We start from the raw sequence: 21,736 nt of genomic DNA, 5'->3' as shown, positions 1-21,736 counted from the left end.
AAACTAAAGAAATTGGAAAAAAAGGAGATTGGAAATGGGTCTGCAAAGTTACTTAGCTCTAGCCAGAAAATCTCTGCTGGCTTTGGGTATGAGCTTTTTGCCTCTTTCTTCTGCCTGGGCTCATGTTACCGTCCATCCCCAAGAAGCCCCGGCAGGCAGCTACACCAAGCTCACCTTTCGCGTACCCCATGGATGTGATGGCTCCCCAACCAAGCGCTTGCGGGTGCAGATCCCAGAGGGATTTGTTTCCGTGAAGCCGATGGTGCACCCTCTGTGGAACGTCGAGACGGTCAAAAGGCCGCTGAAGACCCCATACGAGTCCCATGGGAAGATGATCACCGAAACGGTTGCCGAAGTGATCTGGAGTGGCGGCTCGCTGCCCGATGACCTCATGGATGAGTTCAGCATCCGCGCCAAGCTGCCGGATCGGCCCGGCGAGGTCATCCCCATCCCGGTGATCCAGGAGTGCGAAAAAGGTGTGCACCGCTGGATCCAGGTGGCGCAGCCGGGCGAGGATCCCAAGAGCTTGCCGGAGCCGGCCCCGCTGCTGAAGCTGACAGGTGGAGGTAGTGGACAGGGTCATGGTCACGGCAGCCGCTAGGCGGCCTGGTGGGCAGGATGCCTCGCCCTAGAAGGGTTTTTGCCTGGACTTGGGCTGGGATCCTCGGCCTCTTGCTGTGGACGGCTGGGATCCCGCCCGCTTTCGCCCATGCCAGCTTGCTCTCCACTTTCCCGGAAGATGGAGCGGTGCTCCAGGAAGCGCCGACGCAAGTGCGGCTGGTTTTCAATGAGCCGGTGCAGCTTACGCAGCTCCAGGTTTTGGACGGAAATGGACAGGTATTGCCCCTGGAAAACCTGGTGAGCAGGGGCGAGGCGCTTCAGGGGGATTTGCCCCGGGGGATCCCAGCGGGAGTTTACCTTGTCAGTTGGCGGGCCATTTCCGCTGATTCCCATCCGGTGAGTGGCTCGTTTGTCTTCCAGGTGGGGGCTGCAGATCCAGAGCTGGTTCAAGCGGTGAGGGCGGCCCAGGTTCGAAAAAGGGATCCCCTGCATTGGCCGCTAGTGGGTGTGCGCTGGGGGATCTACTTGGGCAGCCTCTTTGTGGTGGGGGTGTTGGGCTGGTGGCGGCTGTTGCAGGGGCGTTCGAGCGTTTTGGGGGCAGATGGAATAGAGCTCTCTGTTCGCGCCAGCGGGACGGAGTCCTTTAAGGCCTGGGCTTTCGTGGCAGCTTGGCTCACCCTGAGTTTGACTCTGGTGGCCTTCAGTTTGCACTTGGCCCAGCTTTACCCCCACCTCAATGGGCAAAAGCTGCTGAGTGTGATGCTTTCTCCCTATGGCTGGGGTACGGGGCTGCGGCTAGTGGGGCTAGGAGTTCTGATCTGGGCCTGCGAGGGAGGCGCCGCCTGGGCCAGCAGTGTGGGCTCGGTGTTGGTCATTGGATCGTTTCTGCCCATTGGTCATGCCCTCACGAGCGAGTATCCGGCAGGAACGATGGCGCTGCTGGGGCTACATCTAGCCGGCTCGGCTTTTTGGCTAGGGGGGCTATGGGGGCTGGAGCGCCTGCTGAGCAGGGAAGCTCCTCCCTACCCATCTGTAGGCATTATCCAGCGGTTTTCTGACGTAGCCACCTGGGCAGTGCCGGGGCTTATCCTAGCGGGGATGGGAATGGCCGGGATTCACGGCGGCTGGGACTGGGATCATCCCTATGGGCGATACCTTTGGGCCAAGTTGCTGATAGTGCTAATGATGGTGGGGCTGGGCGCCCACAACAAGTTTCGGCTGGTGCCAGCATTACGGCAGGGTGGGCAGGCGGTGGGCCGGTTGCTGCGCCAGATCGTCCGCCTGGAGCTGGTGGGACTGATCCTGGTGCTGGCCCTGACCAGTTTTTTGGTAGCTCAAGCTCCGCCTGGACAGGAGAGGAGCTCCCCTGCAGAGCCGTCCTGCCAAGAGGAATTGAGCTGGCCAGAAGGCAGCCTCTCCCTGCGGATCCTGCCCTGTCGCCCTGGTAACAACCGGGTTCAAGTGGAGGTTAAAAAGATCCCAGCCCAGGAGCTGAACCTGGCCTTTTCCCTGCCCGAACGCGGGATCCCACCTCTGCGCCGACAACTGCTGCCGAAGAAGCCCGGCCAGTTTGCGGTTGAAAATGTGCCCCTAACATCAGGGGGAGAATGGCAGATTGAGGTGCGGCTCTTGATCAGCGACTTTGAGGAGCGGCGTGGGCACATCAGAGTTGTCCTGTAGGGGCAAGTGAAGGGATCCCTGCCGCTGCTTCCAAGAGCCGTCCGTCGTAGTCCTGCAGCTGGAGAGCCGTTTGGAAGTCCTGGCAAGCTCCCTGCCAATCGCCGAGGGCAAGACGAGCCAGGGCGCGATTGAGGTAAAGCTTGAAGTGGGCGGGATCCAGAGTGATGGCTTGGGTGTAATCCTGGAGGGCCGCTGCAAAATCTCCCTGTTGGGCATGGGCCCAGCCGCGGTTGTTCAGGGCCAAGAGGCGCTCCTGGGGCTCTAGCTCCAGTTGCAGCAGTTGCGTGTAGTCGGCCAGCGCTTTGTCGGTCTCCTCCCTTTGATCCCACAGCAGGGCCCGCCAGAAGAGAGCCTGACGCTCCTGGGGGTTCAGGAGCAGGGCCTGGGTGTAGTCGGCAATGGCCTGCTCCGGCCGGTTGGCCTGGCGGTGCAGATCCCCCCGCTGACAGTAGGCCAGGGCGGCATCAGCTAGCCCCCAGTCGCAGTTGCAGCTCAAAGCCTGGTCAAGATCGGCTAGCGCTGCCTCTTGGTTGCCCAAAGCCAGATGTACCGCCGCCCGCAGGGCGAATCCCTGAGACGCCTGCGGCTGCTTTTGGATTAGGGCAGTGAAATCCGCCAGGGCCCCTTGCCAGTCCCCCAGCCGTTGCCGCGCCATGCCCCGGCGCAGATGGGCACTGGCTAGCAGCTCTGGTTCAGCTTGGGCTGCCGCCTGCAGCACCTGGGAGAAATCCGCACAGGCTGCCGGCCAATCTTCTCGGTCGAAATGGGCCTGGCCACGGTGGAAATAGAGCTGCAGGTTGTTCGGATCCCGCTCCAGGGCAGCCGTGTAGTCCTGCAGGGCCGCCAAGGGATCCCCCAAAAGCCTGTGGACCTGCCCGCGGCTGCTGTAGGCCCTGGCATCGCTGGGATCCAAAGCAATGGCCTGGTTCAAGTCGGCAAGAGCCGCTTCCAGTTGGCCCAGATCCAGATGAGCAATCCCACGGTTGAGGTAGACCTTGGTCAGCTGGGGATCCAACTCCAGGGCGCGGTTGAAGTCGGCTAAGGCGCCTGCCGGATCTCTCAACTCCTGGCGGGCCAGCCCTCGGTAGAAATAGGCCGGCGCCAGCTCCGGGTTAAGGCGGAGCGCCTGTTCGCAGTCAGCCAGCGCTGCCTCCAGGGCGTTGTTGCCCAGGTAGGCTATAGCCCGCTGCAGATAGAGCTCCGCCTGCGCTGCCACCCCTGCCTCAGAGGCCCCAGCAGGCTGCAGTGCAATGGCTTGGGAAAAATCCTCGATGGCCCCCTGGGGATCCCCCAAAGCTTGGCGGGCTAGGCCGCGGTGGTAGTAGGCCTTAGAGTGGGCGGGATCCCGCTGCAGCGCCTGGGTGTAGTCTTCAATCGCTCCCTGAAAGTCCAGCAACTGCGCCCGCGCCACGCCCCGGTTGAAATAGGCTTCCACATCCTGGGGATCTCGTTGGATGACCTCGGAAAAATCGGCCACAGCCCCTTGCGCATCTCCCAGATGGCCGCGCACCACGCCGCGGTTGAAATAAGCCCGTACTTCCTCGGGATTGAGCTCAAGGGCGCGGGAATAGTCCTCGATGGCCTTTTGGTTTTGCTCGAGCTGCCGGTAGGCGTTGCCGCGGTTGTAGTAGGCCACGGCCCAGTTGGGGTTGAGGTGGAGAGCGTGGGTGTAATCGGCAACTGCCCCCTCATAGTCCCCCAGCCGGTAGCGGGCGATGCCGCGGTTGACATAGGCACGGGCATCCCCTGTCAGTTGAATGGCCTGGGTGAAGTCCTCCACAGCTCCTGCCCAGTCGCCACTTTTGTAGCGGGCACTGCCCCGCTGGCTATAGGCGCGGCCATTCTGGGGATCCAGTTGGATGGCCAACGTGTAGTCGGCAATCGCCCCCTGCAGATCCCCTTGGCGAGCTTTTTCCTGGCCGCGGGTTACCAAGCGCATCGCCAAGAGCTGATCCACCGAAAGCTGGGAGAGAGCAGGCGCTACACCTTCGGTGGAGGTAGGCAGGAGAGGCCGCAGCGCCTCCATTACCTCAGCCGCCGATTGAAAGCGCTCCTGCCAGCGGGGACAGACCATGCGATCCAAAATCTCCGCCAGCTCCTTGCTAACCGGCACCAGATCCCGCCAGAGGAGCTGGCCAGTACACGGATCGTCTGGGATCTTGGTGGGGGGACGGCCAGTGAGCGCCTGAATGGCCAGCACCCCAACCGAATAGATATCGCTGCAGGGCTGGGGCTTGCCGTTGAGCTGTTCCGGGGCCATGTAGCCCACTGAGCCAATCACCGTCGCCAACTGGGTTTGGCTAGGGGCAGGGCTGCCTAGTCGTCCCACCTCCTTCACCGCCCCAAAGTCAATCAACACCAGCTTGCCATCGGCGTCGCGGCGCATCAGGTTGGCTGGCTTGATGTCCCGATGCACGATTTGACGGGCATGGACGTAGTGGAGGATCTCCAGAATCTCCCACAGCAGTTTGACGACCTCCGCCTCGCTTAGAGGCTGGCCAGCCACCAGCTCTTGGCCGAGATCGTGCCCAGCAATGAACTCCTCAACCAGGTAGAACTCCTGATCCTGCTCGAAGTGGGCCAAGAGGCGGGGCACCCGGTCGTAGTTGTTGAGCCGGTTGAGAACCTTGGCTTCCCGCTCGAACAGCTTGCGGGCCGTGGCCAGGGTGTAGGGATCGGTGGGGAGGGGGCGCAGGCGCTTGACCACGCAGGGAGTATTGAAAGTGTCGCGATCCACCGCTTTGTAGGTAACCCCAAAGCCCCCCTGCCCCAAAAGGCCAAGGATTTCGTAGCGTCCCTGCAGAAGGGTTCCCGGCTTAACCTTGTCTTCCATAGCCCAGCTTGCCCCGCTGTGACCTTGGTCACAGCAAGCTGGCTCGATTCTGCCACAAGCTGCTCCCCTGCAGCGAGCTTGCCCCTAGTCCTGCACGTACTCTTCGCCGGAGATGAGGGCCGCCTCTGCCTTCTGGAACTCCCGCCCCAGGTAGGCAGCGTGGCTAAGCTGGGAGACTACCTTCTCGCTTTCCTTTTCAAAGATCTGGACACACAACTCTTTGGCCGTCCGCCCAACATACACCCGCTGCGGCGAGCGATTAACTGGCCCTCGCGCTGGGATCACTGCTCCAGTCTCCGGGTCAGTGGCCAGCCCCCGTTCATTGATCACGGTGCTGTAGTACTTGGCGCAAATGAGCTGCTGCTGTCGATCCACATAGATGACAAAGTAGCCTGCCGGGTCTAGCTCCAGGGGCCGGCGGGAAAGCTGGTCATCAATGCGGCGCACCTGCTCCCGCAGAGACTCAGAGGAGAAAGACGACATAGTAAAGTTGCCAAGAAGCTAGCAAAACGGGTGCCAAAAACGTAGCCAAGACTACCTTCATTATCCCTATTGTGGCCGAGGAATGGGATCCCTTGCTTCAGGAGAAGTCTTAGAGTTTGCCAGTGCTTTTTCAAGCATTGGCAGTTACTTAAAGCCTTGGCAAACTCAGCGAAAAGGCGGATGCTTGCAGGTGGAAGGTGAGATTACCGTGGAAGCAGTGAGCGAGCGACAGTCTTTGCCAAAATGCACTCGGCTGAAGCTGAGAGGCTTGGGGGGGTTGGGATCCCTGAGGTAACCCCTTTAACAACGGAAAGCGGGCAGGCCGGGCACCTCCTCGTTGTGGGCAATCAGCGCGACAGCCGCCTGTTGCTGAGGGATGGAGAGCACTGGCTACCGGGTCAGCGAGGCGGAAAATGGCCAGCAGGCCCTGCAAATGGTGCAAACCCTGCAGCCGGATCTGATTTTGTTGGATGTGATGATGCCGGGGCTCGACGGATTTGAGGTCTGTCGGCGCATCAAGGCCAATGGGGAGACGCGCTTGATCCCGGTGGTGCTGATGACAGCGGCTAGCGACCGCAAAAATCGCCTGCGGGGCATTGAGGCGGGGGCCGATGATTTTCTCGGCAAGCCCTTTGACGAGGCGGAATTGCTGGCGCGGGTGCGTTCCCTCGTTCACCAGAAGCATTTGAACGAAGACTTGGATCATGCCGCCCAAGCTTTATTTGCCATTGCCCGCATTGTGGAAAGCCGGGATCCCATCACTGGGGATCACTGTGAGCGCCTGGCACAACTAGCCAAAAGCTTTGGCGAGTTTCTCCAGCTACCCCGTCCTCTAATCAAGGTGCTGACCTGGGGAGGCTACCTGCACGATATCGGCAAAGTGGGCATACCTGATGCGATTTTGGGCAAAACGGGCAAGCATACGCCGGAAGAGTGGGAGGTGATGAAATCCCATGTCTTGATTGGAGAGGAGATCTGCCGCCCGCTGCGCACCCTGAGAGATGTGCTGCCCCTCATCCGCCACCACCACGAGCGTTGGGATGGCAGCGGCTATCCCGATGGGATCCCGCTGGTGGCCCGCATCTTCCAGATTGTCGATATCTACGACGCCCTCACCTCGGAGCGACCCTACAAGCGTGCCTTCACCGTTGACCTGCGGGAAGAAACGGCCAAGGGCTGGCGGGATCTTTCTTCGAGTTTCTGCAGTCACGGCTGCCCCAGTTGAAGTAGACTAGGCCCAGTAGGCTCCTCAAGGCAAATCCTTTGGCAGGCGCAGATCCTCTACGGCGCTGTGTAGGCTGCCGCCAATTGTTTCCCCGCTCCCAGTTGTGGCGGCTGGTTAGGCAATACGACACTCACCAGGTGCTTTTGGGCAGAGGCATGGGTCGTTCTGCCTACCTATGTCGCCGGCTAGAATGCTTGCAGGCAGCCCGGCGGAGGCACCAGATGAGTAGAGCCCTCAAGGCGCCGGTGCCCGACTCGCTGTGGCAACTGCTGGAGCAAGAACTGCTGCGCAGTTCTGAGGCAGAAAGCCTACAGGAGACATCAGTCCCTGAAGGGCGAGTCTCAGAGCAACCTCAGTAGCCCTGAATCGGTCAAGGTACCGGGTTCACTCCGTTCCAGCTACACGGTAGCCCCTCTTAGCTGTCAGAATGGGGCTGGGGGAGGTTGGCCGTGGCCAACTTCTGGGAACTGTAGAAGGGCTATCCTAAAAAGGCACTGTCGGTGTTGCTTCCTGCCCTAGTTGCCTATGCCCCCCGGCCCTTTTGGACTTAGATTCCCCCTGGAATTATGCTGCAGCAGGTTTAGTCTCAATCCGTTAATTGAGGTTGATTCAACTCCTGTAAAACTGACAAGGAGAGAGGAGCAGAGGCAAGCAGAGGAATGACCGACAAAGTTCGACTGTACGACCTTGCCCGCGAACTGGGGCGTGACAATCGCGAGGTGCTGGAGGTTTGTGAGCAGCTGGGGATCCCTTTCAAGAGCCACAGCAGCACCATTTCCCTAGAGCAGGCTGAGTTGGTGCGTAGCAAGCTGGGCAAGTCCCCTATTGTGAAACCACCTCGCCCGCGGAGCAAGCCGCAAGGAAGCTCGCCAGCTGAGCCGGCGGCGGAAGCCAAGGCGAGCGAGCGCCCTCAGGCTATTGTTGGCATTCGCCGGCCCGCTCCTCCTCAGCAGCCAGCCCCCCCTAGTGAAGCCAGTCCTCCCAAAACGCTGCTGCAGCGACCTGAGCGTATCCCTCCGCCAAAAGAGGCTCCTGCAGTCAGCCCGCCGCAGCCACCAGTTGCTCGCGTGGGTGAGACAAGGCCACAGCCGACGCCCCCTCCAGCTCGACCTGAGCCGGCTGTAGCCAAAGCAGCTAGCCCCCAGGCCGGCCCTGCTCCGGCGGCTAAGCGCCCAACGGTGCTCCCCCCTCCACGACGGCCCGAGTCGCCTCAAGCGGCTTCCGAGCCCAGCCCTGCTCCTGGTCCTGCAGAAGCGAAGGCTTCTCCTCCCCCAACTGCCCAGCAACCGCGTCCCCAGCTTGTGGGCCCACCTGTTCGCCCTGCCAGTCCTCCCGAGCGCCAGCCAGCAGCTCCCAAAAAGGAAGACAGCCCCAGCAAAGTGGAGGAGGCTCCTCGTCCCCAGCGGCGGCTGGAGTTGGTGGGGCCCCCCACCCGTCCTACCGCTAAAGCGGTTCCCGCCGAGCCAGCATCCTCTCCCCCCTTGCCAGAAGGGATCTCCACTCCCGTGCCGGTCGAGGCTCCTGGGCGGCCTGCCACGCCCAAGGTCAAGCGCAAGACGGTGGAAGAAGAGGAGGATGAGGAGCTAAAAGCCCTCGAACGGCGATCCAGCCGCAGGCAGGCCGAGCGCAAGCGCAAACGCAGACGCGAGGAAGGAGATGGAGATGGCTTGGATTTGGATTCTCTGACGGCGATCTCCACCGTCAAGCAAGCGCAGCTAAACGCCATCCAGCCCTTGCCCCGTCCCACTGCCAAGCCCCCTGCCCAGCGTCCGTCGACAGCGGCTGTTTCAACCCCGCGCCCTCGGCCAGCTGCTGAGCGCTCCCCGCAGCTATCCACTAAAACTAGCCCCCCTGAGGAGACGGCGGAATTGCCGCCGCAAGAGAAGGTTCTGGTTCTTGAGGGCAGCCTCAGTGTGCAGGAATTAGCCCAGCGCCTGCGGGTGTCGGAAACTGAGATCATCAAAACCCTCTTCTTCAAGGGGGTGAAGGTAACCATCAACCAGGTTTTAGACGAGTTGCTGGCTGAGACGGTGGCCAAAGAGTTGGGCTATGAGATCCGCCGGCCGGAGACGGAGCCCAAAGCTAGGAAAAGCGAGATGCTTGAGTTGGAGGACATTGACCATCTGGTGCCCCGTCCGCCGGTGGTCACCATCATGGGTCACGTGGATCACGGCAAAACCACTTTGCTCGATGCCATCCGCCACACTAACGTGGCCCAGCAAGAAGCCGGTGGGATCACCCAGCGCATTGGCGCCTACCACGTGGATGTAGACTTTGAGGGCCAAAAGCGGCGCATTGTTTTTCTGGATACTCCTGGCCACCAGGCCTTCACGGCCATGCGCGCCCGCGGTGCCAGCGTTACTGACATCGCTGTCCTGGTGGTGGCTGCCGACGATGGGGTGCAGCCGCAGACGCTGGAGGCCATCAGCCATGCGCGGGCAGCCCAGGTGCCCATCATTGTGGCCATCAACAAGATTGACAAGCCCGGCAGCCAGCCGGAGCGCGTCAAGCAACAGCTGGCAGAGCATGGGCTGGTGCCGGAGGAGTGGGGTGGCGACACGCCCATGGTGCAGGTCAGCGCTCTCACCCGCCGCAACCTAGACGCCTTGCTTGAGATGATCCTGTTGGTAGCGGATGTGGCGGAGCTGCAGGCCAACCCCAATCGTCCCGCTCGCGGCACTGTTATCGAGGCCCACCTGGACAAAGCGCGGGGGCCAGTGGCCACTCTATTGGTGCAAAACGGCACCCTGCGGGTGGGGGATACGCTAGTGGCGGGCGCAGTGTTTGGCCGCGTCAAGGCAATGATGGACGACCGCGGCCAACGGCTACAGGAGGCCGGGCCTTCTTCAGCGGTACAACTGCTGGGCTTGGAGGAGGTGCCAGCGGCAGGGGATGAGTTCCAGGTCTACAGCGATGAGAAAGAAGCACGCCGCATTGCTGAGGAGCGAGCGGAGGCGCTGCGGCAAAGCCGCTTGCAACAGGCGTCGCTCTCTCGCCGCGTCAGCCTGGCTAGCATTTCAGCTCAAGCTCAGGAAGGCCAGCTCAAAGAGTTGAACCTGATCCTCAAAACAGATGTCCAGGGATCCGCCGAGGCCATCCAGACGGCCCTGCAGGATCTGCCGCAAGAGGAGGTGCGCCTGCGGGTTCTTCTGGCAGCTCCTGGGGAGATCACCGAGACTGACGTGGATCTGGCAGCAGCCAGCGACGCCATTATCTTGGGCTTTAACACCACCTTTGCCCCTGGCGCGCGGCGGGCTGCCGACGAGAAGGGGGTCGATGTGCGCGAATACGACATCATCTACAACCTGCTGGACGACCTGCGGGCAGCCATGGAAGGCCTGCTGGAGCCGGAGGAGGTAGAAGAGCCGCTGGGCCAGGCGGAAGTGCGCAAAGTCATTCCCATCAGCCGCGGCACCGTTGCCGGCAGCTACGTGCTCTCCGGCAAAGTGCAGCGCAATGCCCTGGTGCGGGTTCGCCGCAAAGGAGAGGTAGTCTACGAGGGGCGCCTCGACTCTCTCAGACGCTTCAAGGACGACGTGCGGGAGGTAACTGCCGGCTTCGAGTGTGGGATCGCCATCGAGAAGTTCGACGCCTGGCAAGAAGGGGACATTATTGAGGTCTACCAGATGGTTACCAAGCGGCGGACCCTAGCGCCTGCCTAGTCATTTGGGCGGCCTAGAGTCTCTGGGATCCCTCCCAGGGGGAGGACTTGCTTGAGAACACTGGAGGCAGTTGTCAAGGGGAAAGGAGGAATGCAACGGAGCCAGCGATTGAGTCAGATGTTGTTTGTAACCCTGCGGGAGGATCCTGCCGAAGCAGAGCTGGCCAGCCACAAGCTGCTGCTGCGAGGCGGCTTTATCCGGCGGCTCTCCTCCGGGATCTACACCTATCTGCCCCTGCTCTGGCGGGTGCTGCAGAAGATCTCGAACATCATTCGGGAAGAGATGAACGCCATTGGGGCCCAGGAGTGTCTCTTGCCCCAGTTGCAGCCAGCGGAGATCTGGCGGGAGTCGGGCCGCTGGGAGGTATATACCCAGGCAGAAGGGATCATGTTTGCCCTCGAAGACCGCCAGAGGCGCGAGCTGGCCCTGGGCCCCACCCACGAAGAGGTGATTACCCTGCTGGCCCGGGATCTCATCCGCTCCTATCGCCAGTTGCCGCAAATCCTCTATCAAATCCAGACCAAGTTCCGCGACGAGATCCGACCTCGCTTTGGCCTGCTGCGGGGCCGGGAATTCCTCATGAAAGACGCCTACTCCTTCCACGCCACTGAAGAGAGCCTGCGCCAGACCTACCAGGATATGTACCGCGCCTACAGCCGCATCCTGCGTCGCTGCGGGCTGCAGTTTCGCGTGGTGGAGGCCGATGCGGGCGCCATTGGCGGGCCCTCGGCAATGTCCCAGGAGTTCATGGTGCTGGCTTCTGCCGGGGAAGACGAGATCCTCTACACCCCCGATGGCTCCTATGCTGCCAATGTGGAGAAAGCCGTCTCCCTTCCGCCGCCGGCAGCCGAGTCTCCCTACACAGCCTTCCAGGTTCTGGATACGCCGGGAACGGAAACCATCGAGAAGCTGGCGGCTTTCTTGAAGATCTCCCCCACTTTGATTGTCAAGAATGTGCTCTACCAGGCCCTTTACGACAACGGCCTGCGGGTGGTGGTTTTGCTCAGCATCCGCGGGGATCAAGAGGTCAATGAAGTGAAGTTGGCCAACCACCTCAACCGTCTGGCGGAGCGCTACCAAGCCAAGAAGCTGCTCAAACTCACTTTGGCAGATGCTGAGATCCAAAAAAGCTGGCAAGGGGATCCGGTTCCCGTGGGCTACATTGCCCCTGACCTGCCCGATAGCTGCCTGGGCCCGCAGGAACACTTTGCCCCCAAGATTTTGCGCCTAGCTGACCAGACAGCAGCCTCGCTGAAGAACTTTGTAACTGGCAGCAACCAGGTGGGGCGACACGTGGTGGGAGCCAACTGGGGGGAGCAGTACCCCTTGCCGGAGGTGGTTGACGTGCGCAAAGCCCAACCAGGAGATCGCTGTCTATTCAACCCTGACCAGGTGCTCCAGGGGGCAAGGGGCATTGAGGTTGGCCATATCTTCCAGTTGGGCCTCAAGTTCTCGCTGCCGCTGCGGGCTACCTTTGCCGACGAGCACGGCGTTGAGCAGCCGCTGTGGATGGGCTGCTACGGCATTGGGGTATCGCGACTAGCCCAGGCGGCGGTGGAACAGTCCCACGACGCCAACGGCATCATCTGGCCGGTGGCCATTGCCCCCTACCACGTGGTGGTGGTAGTGCCCAACACTGCTGACCCGGAGCAGATGCAGGTGGCAGAAAAATTGGTGCAAGAGCTGGACGCTGCCGGTATCGAAACCCTCTGGGACGACCGAGATGAGCGAGCCGGCGTCAAGTTTAAAGATGCCGATCTCATCGGGATCCCCTATCGCCTGACTACGGGGCGCAGCCTCAAGCAGGGCAAGGTGGAATTGGCGGAACGGGCCACCGGTCAGGCCGTGGATCTTCCCATTGAAGCGGTGGTGGCTACCCTGAAAGAGCGCCTCGCCGCTGCTCTAGCGGTGCCCGACTGAGGAGTTGCCTTGCAGCGGTTTTTTCCCTATGATGGGATATGTCTCGATCCTCGGTAGCTCAGCGGTAGAGCGGTCGGCTGTTAACCGATTGGTCGCAAGTTCGAATCTTGCCCGAGGAGCTTGCTAGCTGAAATCTCAAGCCAGGGGGTATAATGCCCTCTGGCTGTTTCTTCGTCACCTCTTCCGAGGGTATTGGCTGTGATCGACCTGTCGCGGATCCCTGCCCAACCAGAGCCAGGCTTGCTCAACCTTTTGATCGAGATCCCTGGCGGCAGTAAGAACAAGTACGAGTTTGACAAAGAGATGGGCGTGATGATCCTAGACCGGGTGCTCTACTCCTCGGTGCAGTACCCCTACGACTATGGCTTTGTGCCCAACACGCGGGCAGGGGACGGGGATCCCTTGGATGGCCTGGTGATCATGGATCAGCCGACCTTTCCGGGGTGTGTGATTGCGGTGCGCCCGCTGGGCATGCTGCAGATGATCGACGCGGGGGAGCCGGATGAGAAGTTGCTGTGTGTGCCGGCTAAGGATCCTCGCTACGCTTCTGTAACCAAGTTGGAAGATATTGCCCAGCACCGCCTGGACGAGATTGCCGAGTTTTTTGCCACCTACAAGCGCTTGGAGAAGAAAGAAACCCAGATTCTGGGCTGGAAAGGCCTGGCCGAAACCGAGGCCGTTATCGCCAGCAGCATTGCCGCCTGCCAACAGCCCAAGTAGCTCCCCAGGCTTTCCAAGCTGGAGCTGCCGTTGAGGGCGCTGGCCAGTCAGCGCCAAGTTCTCCAGGTTCTTTGAGCTAGCCTAGGTTTAGACGCGACGGCTTCTTCTATGGCGGATATCCTTTACCACCTGGAGCAGTGGGCAGCGGAGCTGGTTCAAGGTCAATTGCAGCACCTTTCTCCCCTGAGCCTGCTGGCAGTGGGTCTAGCAGGTCTGGTTACCAGCCTTTCCCCCTGTATGCTCTCCATGGTGCCGGTAACCATCGGCTACATCGGCGGCTACACTCCCAGCGCCCCCGCAGCGGCCGGAGAGGTGCGCCGGCAGGTCTGGGTGCAATCCCTGGGCTTTGCCGTTGGTGTGGCTTTGACCCTCAGCCTGCTGGGCTTGGGAGCAGCCTTGCTAGGCCGGGTTTACGGACAAACCACCCCCTTTGGATCCCTAGTAGCGGGCGGGCTCGCCATCCTCATGGGCCTGAACCTGCTGGAGGTCATCCCCTTGCGCTTTCCCAGTTGGTTTAACGGGTTGGAGATCCCTGGCGAGTGGCCCAGACTAGGCCGGTCGGTGTTGCTGGGATCCACCTTTGGTCTAGCAGCCTCTCCCTGCAGTACGCCAGTTTTGGTGGCCTTGCTAGGCTGGGTCTCCACCACAGGGCAGCCCTGGGTGGGGGGTGGGCTACTGCTGACCTACGCCCTGGGGCTGGTCTTGCCGCTGCTGTTGGCGGGGGTGTTTACCGGCGCGATTAAGCAACTGCTGGCCCTGCGGCGCTGGTCGGGCTGGCTTACCTATGCCAGTGGCCTGGTGCTGGTGGGGTTCGGCACCGTCACCATCCTCTCGGCTTGGACCTAGGGGAGCTTGTATGTCCAAGGATTCTGCCCCGCTGGCGCGGTGGCTTTCCCCCCTGCGGCGCTATCTGCGCCATGAACTGCTGCCGCTGCTGGCGGATTTGCGGCTAGCCATCGGCCTTCTCTTGGCAATTGCTGTTTTCAGTGCCATCGGCACGGTAATCGAGCAAGAGGAAACGGTGGCCTTCTATCAGGCCCACTACCCTGAGCAGCCGGCCCTGTTTGGCTTTCTCACCTGGCGGCTGATCCTCAAGCTGGGGCTGGATCACGTCTATCGCACCCCTTGGTTTCTGGCTCTTTTGATCCTACTTGGCAGCAGCTTAGCCGCCTGTTCTCTCACGCGCCAATGGCCGATGCTCAAGGCGGCCCGTCGCTGGAGCTACCTCACCCGCCCCCCTTCCTTCCAGCGGCTGCCCTTTTGGACCTATCTGCCCAAGCAATCCCTGCAAGGATTGCCGCAGCGGCTGCGCCAAGGGGGCTACGCTGTGTTTCAGGAGGGATCCTGCCTCTATGCCCGCAAGGGGTTGATTGGGCGGTTCGGCCCCATCCTGGTGCACGTCAGCCTGCTGCTCATCCTGTTGGGGGCTATCTGGGGCAGCCTTGCCGGCTTCACGGCCCAGGAGCTGATTCCCAGCGGCGGGGTTGCCGCCATCGAACACATCACCGGCGCAGGGGATCTGGCTCGTCTGCCCACCTGGCAGATTCGGGTCAACCGCTTCTGGATTGACTATGCTCCCGACGGGCGGGTGAAGCAGTTTTATTCTGACCTCTCCATTCTGGCTGGGGGCCAGGAGGTCAAACGCCAGACCCTCTCTGTCAACCATCCCCTCTCCTACCAGGGTGTGACCCTCTACCAGGCCGACTGGAGCATCGACAGCATCCGCATCCGCCTCAACAACAGCCCCCCCTTCCAGATCCCAGTGGTGCGGGTGCCCAACCAGGCGGGCAACAAGCTCTGGGGCGCTTTTATCCCCACCCGGCCGGATCTTAGCGAGGGCCTGACGCTGTTGCTGCCGGATCTGCAGGGGACAGCTCTCCTCTACGACACCGAGGGCCAGTGGATAGGATCCCTGCGCCAGGGCATGAGTCTAGCTCTCGACGAAGTTGCCCCGCAGCGCTTCCCCAACCGCCTCACCCTGCACCTGGATGAGGTTATCGGTGCAACCGGCCTGCAGGTTAAATCGGATCCAGGGATCCCCCTTGTCTACCTTGGCTTTGGGCTACTGATGCTGGGAGTGGTGATGAGCTATTTCAGCTACAGCCAGGTTTGGGCCCTGGAGACGGAGGCAGGACTCTACCTAGGGGGCAAAACCAACCGCGCCCTAGTGACCTTCGAGCAGGAGTTTGCCCGCCTGGTGGAGCAGCAAAGGCTTGCCTCCTTTCCTTCTGGGGAGAAAGAGTCTCGCCCTGCCGAGGCCAGCCTCTAGGCTCTCTGCCTACAAAAGAAGTCTTGGGGCAACTATGGCTTTTTCTCCTGCGCTGGCGGCTTTTCTTTCCAGCCAAGCCACTGCTATCCCCATCCAAACTCCCTCGACCGTTGCGGAACTGGCTCAAATCCTCAGGGAGTGCCAGGGGCGGAAGGTGCTGCCGCTGGGGCAGGGGAGCAAGTGGGGATGGGCCCCTTGCCTGGAAACAGTGGATCTCATCCTCTCCACCCGGGGGCTGCGCCGCCTCATTGACCATGCGGCTGCCGACCTGACCGTAACAGTAGAGGCCGGCATGACCTTGGCGGAGCTGCAGCAGATCCTGGCCGAGCAAGGGCAATGGTGGCCGGTGGATCCCCTTTACCCTGACTGGGCCACAGTGGGCGGCATTATCGCCACCGCCGATACGGGCTCGCTGCGCTGGCGCTACGGCAGCATTGGCGACCTCGTGCTGGGCATCACCTGGGTGCGGGCCGACGGGGAGGTGGCTAAAGCGGGGGGACGGGTGGTTAAGAACGTAGCCGGTTACAACCTGACGAGGTTGTTTACTGGATCCCTGGGCAGTTTGGGGATCCTGACGCAGGTAACCCTGCGGCTCTATCCTTTGCCGGCGGCCCAAGCAACCTTGCTGGCCACAGGAGCCCTGGCCGACTTGGAGGTCCTGGCTCGGCAGGTGCTGAATGCGCCGGTCAGCCCAGCGGGGGTGGATCTCTGGCTAAGGGGGGAGGGATCCCAGCTCTGGATCCACTTCCACGGCTCGGAGCGGGTAGTTGCCCAACAGACGGCTCTGGTGCAGCGGCTAGCTCCTCCAGGATTGAGCTGGCAAGAGGTAAGGCCTGGGGCTCCGCCTCTGCCCTTGCCCCGTTCGGGGATGGTGTTGGCCAAGTTTGGCTGCCCGCCCAGCCAAAGCCTGGCAACTCTGGAGCAGTTCCAATCCCTTTTCCCTAGCGCCCAGGTGCAACTGCACCGCGGCTGCGGATTGGGGCGAGCCTGGATCCCTCAGCCTGAGCAGGGATCTCTGCTGCAACTGCAGCGCCATCTCCAGGCTGCGGGGGGGTTTCTTGTGCTCTTGGAGGCGCCGCCGGCTCTAAAAACCGCCCTAGCCCCCAACTTTGGCCCGACAGCAACCTTGATGCAGAGGCTGAAGCAGCAGTTTGACCCGGCTGGAATTTTCGGCCCCCGTTTAGTCTAACTGCTTAGGAGCGCCCTCCCCTCCCCAACATCTCCAGCAAGGTTCTAGCAGCATCTTGGCCAGAGAGCCAGGCCCCTTCTACGCGACCTCCAGCGCACCAATCGCCAGCGCACACCAGGGGGAGTCTCTTGCCAGAACCCGTAGGAACGTAGGTGCCAAGGCTGGCTAGACCTATCGCCTCCCCAGGAAGAGCGTAGCGCCAGCGGTGAACCTGGATCCACTGCGGCGAGGCCAGCCAGGATCCCAAGCGCTGGGCAGCATGGGCCAGCAGCTCTCGACCGGCCTTTTCCAGCTCCTCAGGCGCGGCCTCGAGATACAGCGACGACCACTCCGCTCCCCCGTGCAAAACCACCAGCGGCGGCAGGGGCTGGGGCCGCTTGCTGCTGTCTAGGGCCACCCAAGCCAATAGGGGATCGTCCAAACCCTTGATCCCTTTCCAGGGGGGCAGCGGCGTGTCTTCGGCGTAGCTGGCCAACACGGCAACGCAAGGCTGGTAGGCAGCGGATTCCAAAAGGGATAACAGGTTGTCCCCAGGAGTAATCTTTCCTCGCAGCAAAGGCAGCAACTGGGGAGCGGGGATGGCCATCACCAGGGCCGCAGCCTCGTAGCACTGGCCATCTTCGGCTTGCACTTGCCAACTGGTTGGCTGGGGCTCGAGGCCCACTACCCGAGTTTGGGTGTAAACCGCTAGGGGAGCAGCTAGCTGCTTAGCCAGCGCCGTCATGCCCTGGGGAGAGACATAGCGCGGCTTCTGGTCGTTGGCATTTTCTAGGTGCAGCCCTTCCTGATCCAGCAGATGCAAGGAACGGGTCCACTCCCTCAGCAGTCCTAGGCCCAGGAGCTCCCTGACCCAGCGATAGAAGCCATCGGAATCGGCAGTCAGGTACTGCGCTCCGTGATCTACGGGCACTGTCTGTCCAGCGTGCTGAACCCGTCGAGTGGCCATGCGCCCGCCAAGGCCTGCCGATTTCTCCAGTACCAGAACCTGCAGCCCTGCCCGCAACAGTTGCCGTGCGCAGGTTAAGCCGGCCACCCCTGCTCCGACAACAATGACATCCGCTGACTTCCGGTCAGCCAGCGCAGGCGACGGCCCTGCCTCTGGGGGATTTGCGTCCGACATACAGGGAGTCTAGGAGCTGCCAACGGATCCTAGCTGTTGCTCTTGCCAAAGGGGTTGTTACCCCTCTCGCCAAAGAGCTTGGCTTCCCCCTTGATGGCAGCCTTGATGATGTTGTAAGCGGCCCAGCTTACAGCTAAAACAACAGGAGCCAGAATGAGCAGGGGACGGAGATCCATCTCCATAAGCTCTGTCCTCTCCAAGGGCAACACAACCTACGTCCAGGATAAACCCAATTGACGTTCCCCCCAGCCCCCAAGGGCGGGGATGCTTTCAAGGGTGCGCTGGGCAACACCTCCTCTATGGCGCTGAAGCCTGCTTGCGCTCCTTGGGCCCTGGGCCTTAGCTGGCGGCAGCCTTGGTTAAGCCGGCTCCGCTTTTGACGCTAGGGATCCCTGCGGACGGATAAGCTCGATCGGCAGGCCATCGGGATCGGCAATGAAAGCCACCTCGTAGGTTTGAGACCCAATTTTCTGGCATTGAGGCGGCAACACCACGGTTAGGGGCCCTTGCGCTTGTAAATGCTCTAGGTAGGTGGCCAGGGATCCCCATTCGGGGCCCACTTCAAAAGAGGGGTGGTAGTAGCCCACATAGTGGGGATCTCCAAAGGGATCGGGGGCAGGGTGAGGCTGGGGTACCTGAATCAGCTCCAGGCGGCCCCAGGGACCGCGCATCCAGCAGGCCAAAGTGATCCCGGCAGTGAACCGTTCTTCCACTGCAAAGCCCAGCCTCTCGTAGAAGGCCATGGAGCGGAAGATATCGGCAGTGCGAATCGAAAAGTGGTGCATGGTCAGGAGTGTCCCCAGATCTGGCAACTGGAGTCTCAGGAGGAGGCCTAGCGAAAGCTGCCTAGTCAAGCGCAGACAGACTTGCTACGCTCCAGAGAAGAGTCCCTAACTCTTGAGCAACTCTTACAGCACGCCCTAGCCCGCCAAAAGTGGGGGGCGCGGTAGCCGCAGTCAGTCTTTTTAGACCTCATCATGCCCAAGCTGGTCATTGTTGAATCTCCTACCAAAGCTCGTACCATCCGCAGCTTCTTGCCCGCCGACTATGAGGTGCAGGCCTCAATGGGGCATGTGCGCGATCTGCCCGAGTCGGCTGCCGACATTCCCGAGGAGGTGAAAGACCAAGAGTGGAGCCGCCTAGGGGTCAATGTCCACGCTAACTTCGAGCCTCTCTACGTGATCCCCAAAGACAAAAGAAAGGTGGTCAAGGAGCTGAAGGAGGCGCTCAAGAAAGCAGATGAGCTGATCCTGGCCACCGACGAAGACCGGGAGGGAGAAAGCATCAGTTGGCACCTGCAACAGGTGTTGCAGCCCAAGGTGCCTACCCGCCGCATGGTGTTCCACGAGATCACCCGCGAGGCCATTCAGGAGGCCCTGCAAAATTGTCGCGAGGTGAATGAGCAACTGGTGCGGGCCCAAGAGACCCGCCGCATCCTGGATCGCCTGGTGGGCTACACTCTGTCGCCGCTGCTGTGGAAAAAGATTGGCCCCAAGCTCTCAGCCGGGCGGGTGCAGTCGGTGGCGGTTAAGCTCTTGGTGGATCGGGAGCGGGAGCGGCGGGCCTTCAAGAAAGCCTTCTACTGGGATCTCCGAGCAGAGCTGCAGTCAAAGGGCGCTGGTTCGGCAACGGTTTTCCCAGCAGAGCTGGTGAGCCTGGGTGGCAAGCGGCTAGCCAGTGGACAAGACTTCGATCCCAGCACGGGGCAGCTGATAGCCGGGCGAGAGGTAGTGCTCTTGGATCAAGCCCAGGCGGAGTCCCTGCGGGAGCGCTTAGTGGGGAAAGTCTGGGTGGTCAGCTCTGTAGAAGAGCGCCCCTCCATCCGCAAGCCCGCCCCTCCCTTCACCACCTCCACGCTGCAACAAGAGGCCAACCGCAAGCTGCGCCTGTCAGCCCAGCAGACGATGCGCATTGCCCAAAAGCTCTACGAGGAGGGCTACATCACCTACATGCGCACCGACTCGGTGCATTTGTCAGAGCAGGCCATCCGTGCTGCCCGCGCCTGCGTGGAGGCGATGTACGGCAGGGAGTACCTCAGCCCTGAGCCGCGGCAGTACACCACTACAACCAAAGGGGCCCAAGAAGCCCACGAGGCCATTCGCCCTGCTGGCTCGGAGTTTCGCCTGCCCAGCCAAACCCCGCTCACGGGGCAGGAGCTGGCCCTCTACGACCTCATCTGGAAGCGTACCGTCGCTAGCCAAATGGCTGAGGCGCGGCAAACCCACACGGTTGTGCTCATTACGGTCGACGAGGCGGTATTCCGGGCCAGCGGCAAGCGCATTGACTTCCCCGGCTTCTTCCGCGCCTACGTAGAGGGATCCGACGACCCAGAGGCGGCTTTGGAAGATCAAGAGGTGCACCTGCCCCTACTACAGGTAGGGGAGCCAGTGGACTGCCTGCGGCTGGAGCCGGTGGTTCATGAAACCCAACCTCCGCCCCGCTACACCGAAGCCTCCCTGGTGAAGGTGTTGGAAAAGGAGGGCATTGGCCGGCCCAGCACCTATGCCACCATCCTGAGTACCATCCAGAGCCGGGGCTACGTGAGGTTGATGGGAAGCGCCCTTGTGCCCACCTACACGGCCTTTGCCGTTACCGAGCTGCTGGAAAAATACTTCCCCAACCTCGTCAACGTCCACTTCACTGCCGAGATGGAGCAAACCCTGGACGACATCGCCTCTGGCCAGGCAGAGTGGCTGCCCTATTTGCGCCACTTCTTCCTGGGTGAGCAGGGCCTTGAGGGGCAAGTGAAGGCACGGGAGCTAGAAATTGACCCTAACCTGGCTCGCTCCATTCACCTAGAAAACCTGCCCGCCAAGATTGGTATTGGCCCCTACGGACCCTATGTGGTGGTCGAAACCGAAGCAGGAGAGGTACGTGCCAACCTACCTGAGGATATTCCCCCTGCCGACTTGACCCTTGAACACATCGAGGAGCTCATCCGGCGCAAGCAGGAAGGCCCCAAGCCCATCGCCTTCCACCCAGAGACCCAAGAGCCGATCTATGTGATCCCGAAGGGCCCCTACGGACCCTATGTGCAGTTGGGGGAAGTTTCTGAGGAAAACCAAAAGCCTAAGCGCGTCTCCCTGCCCAAAGGGCTAAAGCCGGAGGACGTCACTCCAGAGATTGCCCTGGGGTTGCTGAGCCTACCCCGTACGTTGGGCGAACACCCCAAATCGGGGAAAAAGGTGCAGGCCGGTATTGGCCGCTTCGGCCCCTACGTGGCTTGCGACGGGGAGTTTCGCTCGCTGCCCCCCGATGAGAATGTCCTGACCATTAGCTTGGAGCGGGCCCTGGAGCTGTTGGCCCAACCCAAAAAGAGCCGCAGTCGCGCCTCGGCCAAACCCCTAGGCGAGCTGGGATCCCACCCCGAGGATGGCAAGCCCGTAACTCTCCACGACGGCCCCTATGGGCTCTACGTCAAGCACGGCAAAGTCAACGCCTCGCTGCCCAAAGATCTCTCCCCTGCAGCCGTGACCCTGGAGATGGCTCTGGAACTGCTGGCGGAAAAAGAGGGCAAGGGCCAGGCAAAAGCCAGCCGACCAGCGGCGGCCAAGCGGGCCAAGAAGGCTGAAGCTGCTCCCCAGAAGCAACAATCCCCTCCCACCCTGCTGGAGGCTGTCCCCAAAGCTCGGGCTTGAGCGGTGGGGGTAGGGGCAACTTGCTGGCTAACTCGGCTTGTTCTGCAAGGAAACTAAGCAGCTTGTTCAAAAATGCTCCGAACCAAGCTGCTAATGATGGAGAGGGCAATTGCCCCAACCAGTGCCCAGCCGAAGTTGTCAACCTTGAAGGCGTCACCGGCAAGCTTGTCGGCAATGAGCAAGCAAATGGCGTTCAAAATTAGGGAAAACAGACCAAAAGTGAAGATCGTAAGCGGTAGGGTAATCAACTGCAGGAGTGGCTTCACCAAGCTATTCACCAAACCAATGGCTAGTGCCGCTACCAAGGCGCCTCCAAACCCGGAGACGTGGATCCCAGGCAAGAGCCAAGCCAAAATCATCACGCTCAAGGCCGACATCAGCCAGGTGGCTAAAAGAGCTGCCATACCTTCTCCCTTCCCTCGCTGGGGCAGCCGTT

At 61.3% G+C, this 21,736-nt stretch carries 17 protein-coding genes and 1 tRNA gene; 12 read left to right on the top strand and 6 right to left on the bottom strand.

What is annotated here, in order from left to right:
- Positions 1-34 precede the first annotated feature (34 nt).
- The gene (locus NW812_RS01410) at positions 35-601 is read left to right on the top strand and encodes a YcnI family protein (protein ID WP_414393392.1); all 567 of its coding nucleotides are present in this window, start codon (positions 35-37) and stop codon (positions 599-601) included.
- A 17-nt stretch (positions 602-618) separates the two neighbouring features.
- Positions 619-2,241, top strand: a complete 1,623-nt coding sequence (locus NW812_RS01405) for a copper resistance CopC/CopD family protein (protein WP_414393390.1) — start codon at positions 619-621, stop codon at positions 2,239-2,241.
- Here NW812_RS01405 and NW812_RS01400 read toward each other — a convergent pair.
- Together NW812_RS01400 and NW812_RS01395 are read right to left on the bottom strand one after the other, a co-directional pair.
- Positions 2,225-5,074 carry a tetratricopeptide repeat protein gene (locus tag NW812_RS01400; protein WP_414393388.1) on the bottom strand — a complete coding sequence of 950 codons (2,850 nt, stop codon included), beginning with the start codon at positions 5,072-5,074 and terminating at the stop codon, positions 2,225-2,227. The genes NW812_RS01405 and NW812_RS01400 overlap by 17 nt on opposite strands.
- 84 nt (positions 5,075-5,158) lie before the next feature.
- Entirely contained in the window at positions 5,159-5,557 is a 399-nt protein-coding gene (locus NW812_RS01395; protein WP_414393386.1) for a DUF4346 domain-containing protein, read from the bottom strand.
- 376 nt (positions 5,558-5,933) lie between these two features.
- Here NW812_RS01395 and NW812_RS01390 point away from each other — a divergent pair, with 376 nt between their 5' ends.
- The 9 genes from NW812_RS01390 (at position 5,934) to NW812_RS01350 (ending at position 16,542) form a co-directional block, all read left to right on the top strand.
- Positions 5,934-6,782: a two-component system response regulator gene (locus NW812_RS01390; protein ID WP_414393384.1), complete on the top strand. Its 849-nt coding sequence runs from the start codon at positions 5,934-5,936 to the stop codon at positions 6,780-6,782.
- Between the two features lie 38 nt (positions 6,783-6,820).
- Positions 6,821-7,141: a YlxR family protein gene (locus tag NW812_RS01385; RefSeq protein ID WP_414393383.1), complete on the top strand. Its 321-nt coding sequence runs from the start codon at positions 6,821-6,823 to the stop codon at positions 7,139-7,141.
- Positions 7,142-7,441: 300 nt separating this feature from the next.
- Positions 7,442-10,444 carry a translation initiation factor IF-2 gene (gene infB, locus NW812_RS01380; RefSeq protein WP_414393381.1) on the top strand — a complete coding sequence of 1,001 codons (3,003 nt, stop codon included), beginning with the start codon at positions 7,442-7,444 and terminating at the stop codon, positions 10,442-10,444.
- A gap of 90 nt (positions 10,445-10,534) precedes the next feature.
- A complete protein-coding gene (locus tag NW812_RS01375) occupies positions 10,535-12,364 on the top strand; it encodes a proline--tRNA ligase (protein ID WP_414393379.1) in 1,830 nt (609 codons plus the stop codon).
- Between the two features lie 47 nt (positions 12,365-12,411).
- A tRNA-Asn gene (locus NW812_RS01370) sits at positions 12,412-12,483 on the top strand.
- Positions 12,484-12,565: 82 nt separating this feature from the next.
- Positions 12,566-13,084, top strand: a complete 519-nt coding sequence (locus NW812_RS01365) for an inorganic diphosphatase (RefSeq protein WP_414393789.1) — start codon at positions 12,566-12,568, stop codon at positions 13,082-13,084.
- 108 nt (positions 13,085-13,192) lie between these two features.
- Entirely contained in the window at positions 13,193-13,930 is a 738-nt protein-coding gene (locus NW812_RS01360; protein ID WP_414393377.1) for a cytochrome c biogenesis protein CcdA, read from the top strand.
- Between the two features lie 10 nt (positions 13,931-13,940).
- The gene (locus NW812_RS01355) at positions 13,941-15,353 is read left to right on the top strand and encodes a cytochrome c biogenesis protein (protein WP_414393375.1); all 1,413 of its coding nucleotides are present in this window, start codon (positions 13,941-13,943) and stop codon (positions 15,351-15,353) included.
- A gap of 34 nt (positions 15,354-15,387) precedes the next feature.
- The gene (locus NW812_RS01350) at positions 15,388-16,542 is read left to right on the top strand and encodes an FAD-binding oxidoreductase (protein ID WP_414393374.1); all 1,155 of its coding nucleotides are present in this window, start codon (positions 15,388-15,390) and stop codon (positions 16,540-16,542) included.
- A 4-nt stretch (positions 16,543-16,546) separates the two neighbouring features.
- On the opposite strand, the gene NW812_RS01345 is transcribed toward NW812_RS01350, so the two are convergent.
- The 3 genes from NW812_RS01345 to NW812_RS01335 all read right to left on the bottom strand — a co-directional run bounded on the left by NW812_RS01345 (position 16,547) and on the right by NW812_RS01335 (position 18,447).
- Positions 16,547-17,662, bottom strand: a complete 1,116-nt coding sequence (locus tag NW812_RS01345) for an NAD(P)/FAD-dependent oxidoreductase (RefSeq protein WP_414393372.1) — start codon at positions 17,660-17,662, stop codon at positions 16,547-16,549.
- A 29-nt stretch (positions 17,663-17,691) separates the two neighbouring features.
- Positions 17,692-17,844, bottom strand: coding sequence for a photosystem II protein Y (locus NW812_RS01340; protein WP_414393370.1), 153 nt, complete (start codon positions 17,842-17,844; stop codon positions 17,692-17,694).
- 177 nt (positions 17,845-18,021) lie between these two features.
- The gene (locus tag NW812_RS01335; protein WP_414393368.1) at positions 18,022-18,447 is read right to left on the bottom strand and encodes a VOC family protein; all 426 of its coding nucleotides are present in this window, start codon (positions 18,445-18,447) and stop codon (positions 18,022-18,024) included.
- Between the two features lie 192 nt (positions 18,448-18,639).
- Between NW812_RS01335 and topA the strand changes: the two genes are divergently transcribed.
- Positions 18,640-21,300 (top strand): type I DNA topoisomerase, encoded by a 2,661-nt coding sequence (gene topA / locus NW812_RS01330; RefSeq protein WP_414393366.1) that lies wholly within the window; start codon positions 18,640-18,642, stop codon positions 21,298-21,300.
- A gap of 53 nt (positions 21,301-21,353) precedes the next feature.
- On the opposite strand, the gene NW812_RS01325 is transcribed toward topA, so the two are convergent.
- Complete coding sequence (locus NW812_RS01325) at positions 21,354-21,704, bottom strand: phage holin family protein (RefSeq protein WP_011429463.1); 351 nt, start codon at positions 21,702-21,704, stop codon at positions 21,354-21,356.
- Positions 21,705-21,736 lie beyond the last annotated feature (32 nt).

It is taken from the genome of Synechococcus sp. O70.2 (assembly GCF_047462135.1).
GTDB lineage: Bacteria > Cyanobacteriota > Cyanobacteriia > Thermostichales > Thermostichaceae > Thermostichus.
The sequence above is the reverse complement of the archived record's forward strand: the minus strand, read 5'-3'. Positions and strand labels throughout refer to the sequence as shown.

What these genes read in the sequence shown, in the direction of transcription:
- NW812_RS01410 (WP_414393392.1), top strand. Translation starts at nt 35, where the DNA reads ATGGGTCTGCAAAGTTACTTAGCTCTAGCCAGAAAATCTCTGCTGGCT.
- NW812_RS01405 (WP_414393390.1), top strand. Translation starts at nt 619, where the DNA reads ATGCCTCGCCCTAGAAGGGTTTTTGCCTGGACTTGGGCTGGGATCCTC.
- NW812_RS01400 (WP_414393388.1), bottom strand. Translation starts at nt 5,074, where the DNA reads ATGGAAGACAAGGTTAAGCCGGGAACCCTTCTGCAGGGACGCTACGAA.
- NW812_RS01395 (WP_414393386.1), bottom strand. Translation starts at nt 5,557, where the DNA reads ATGTCGTCTTTCTCCTCTGAGTCTCTGCGGGAGCAGGTGCGCCGCATT.
- NW812_RS01390 (WP_414393384.1), top strand. Translation starts at nt 5,934, where the DNA reads ATGGAGAGCACTGGCTACCGGGTCAGCGAGGCGGAAAATGGCCAGCAG.
- infB (WP_414393381.1), top strand. Translation starts at nt 7,442, where the DNA reads ATGACCGACAAAGTTCGACTGTACGACCTTGCCCGCGAACTGGGGCGT.
- NW812_RS01375 (WP_414393379.1), top strand. Translation starts at nt 10,535, where the DNA reads ATGCAACGGAGCCAGCGATTGAGTCAGATGTTGTTTGTAACCCTGCGG.
- NW812_RS01360 (WP_414393377.1), top strand. Translation starts at nt 13,193, where the DNA reads ATGGCGGATATCCTTTACCACCTGGAGCAGTGGGCAGCGGAGCTGGTT.
- NW812_RS01355 (WP_414393375.1), top strand. Translation starts at nt 13,941, where the DNA reads ATGTCCAAGGATTCTGCCCCGCTGGCGCGGTGGCTTTCCCCCCTGCGG.
- NW812_RS01350 (WP_414393374.1), top strand. Translation starts at nt 15,388, where the DNA reads ATGGCTTTTTCTCCTGCGCTGGCGGCTTTTCTTTCCAGCCAAGCCACT.
- NW812_RS01345 (WP_414393372.1), bottom strand. Translation starts at nt 17,662, where the DNA reads ATGTCGGACGCAAATCCCCCAGAGGCAGGGCCGTCGCCTGCGCTGGCT.
- NW812_RS01340 (WP_414393370.1), bottom strand. Translation starts at nt 17,844, where the DNA reads ATGGAGATGGATCTCCGTCCCCTGCTCATTCTGGCTCCTGTTGTTTTA.
- NW812_RS01335 (WP_414393368.1), bottom strand. Translation starts at nt 18,447, where the DNA reads ATGCACCACTTTTCGATTCGCACTGCCGATATCTTCCGCTCCATGGCC.
- topA (WP_414393366.1), top strand. Translation starts at nt 18,640, where the DNA reads ATGCCCAAGCTGGTCATTGTTGAATCTCCTACCAAAGCTCGTACCATC.
- NW812_RS01325 (WP_011429463.1), bottom strand. Translation starts at nt 21,704, where the DNA reads ATGGCAGCTCTTTTAGCCACCTGGCTGATGTCGGCCTTGAGCGTGATG.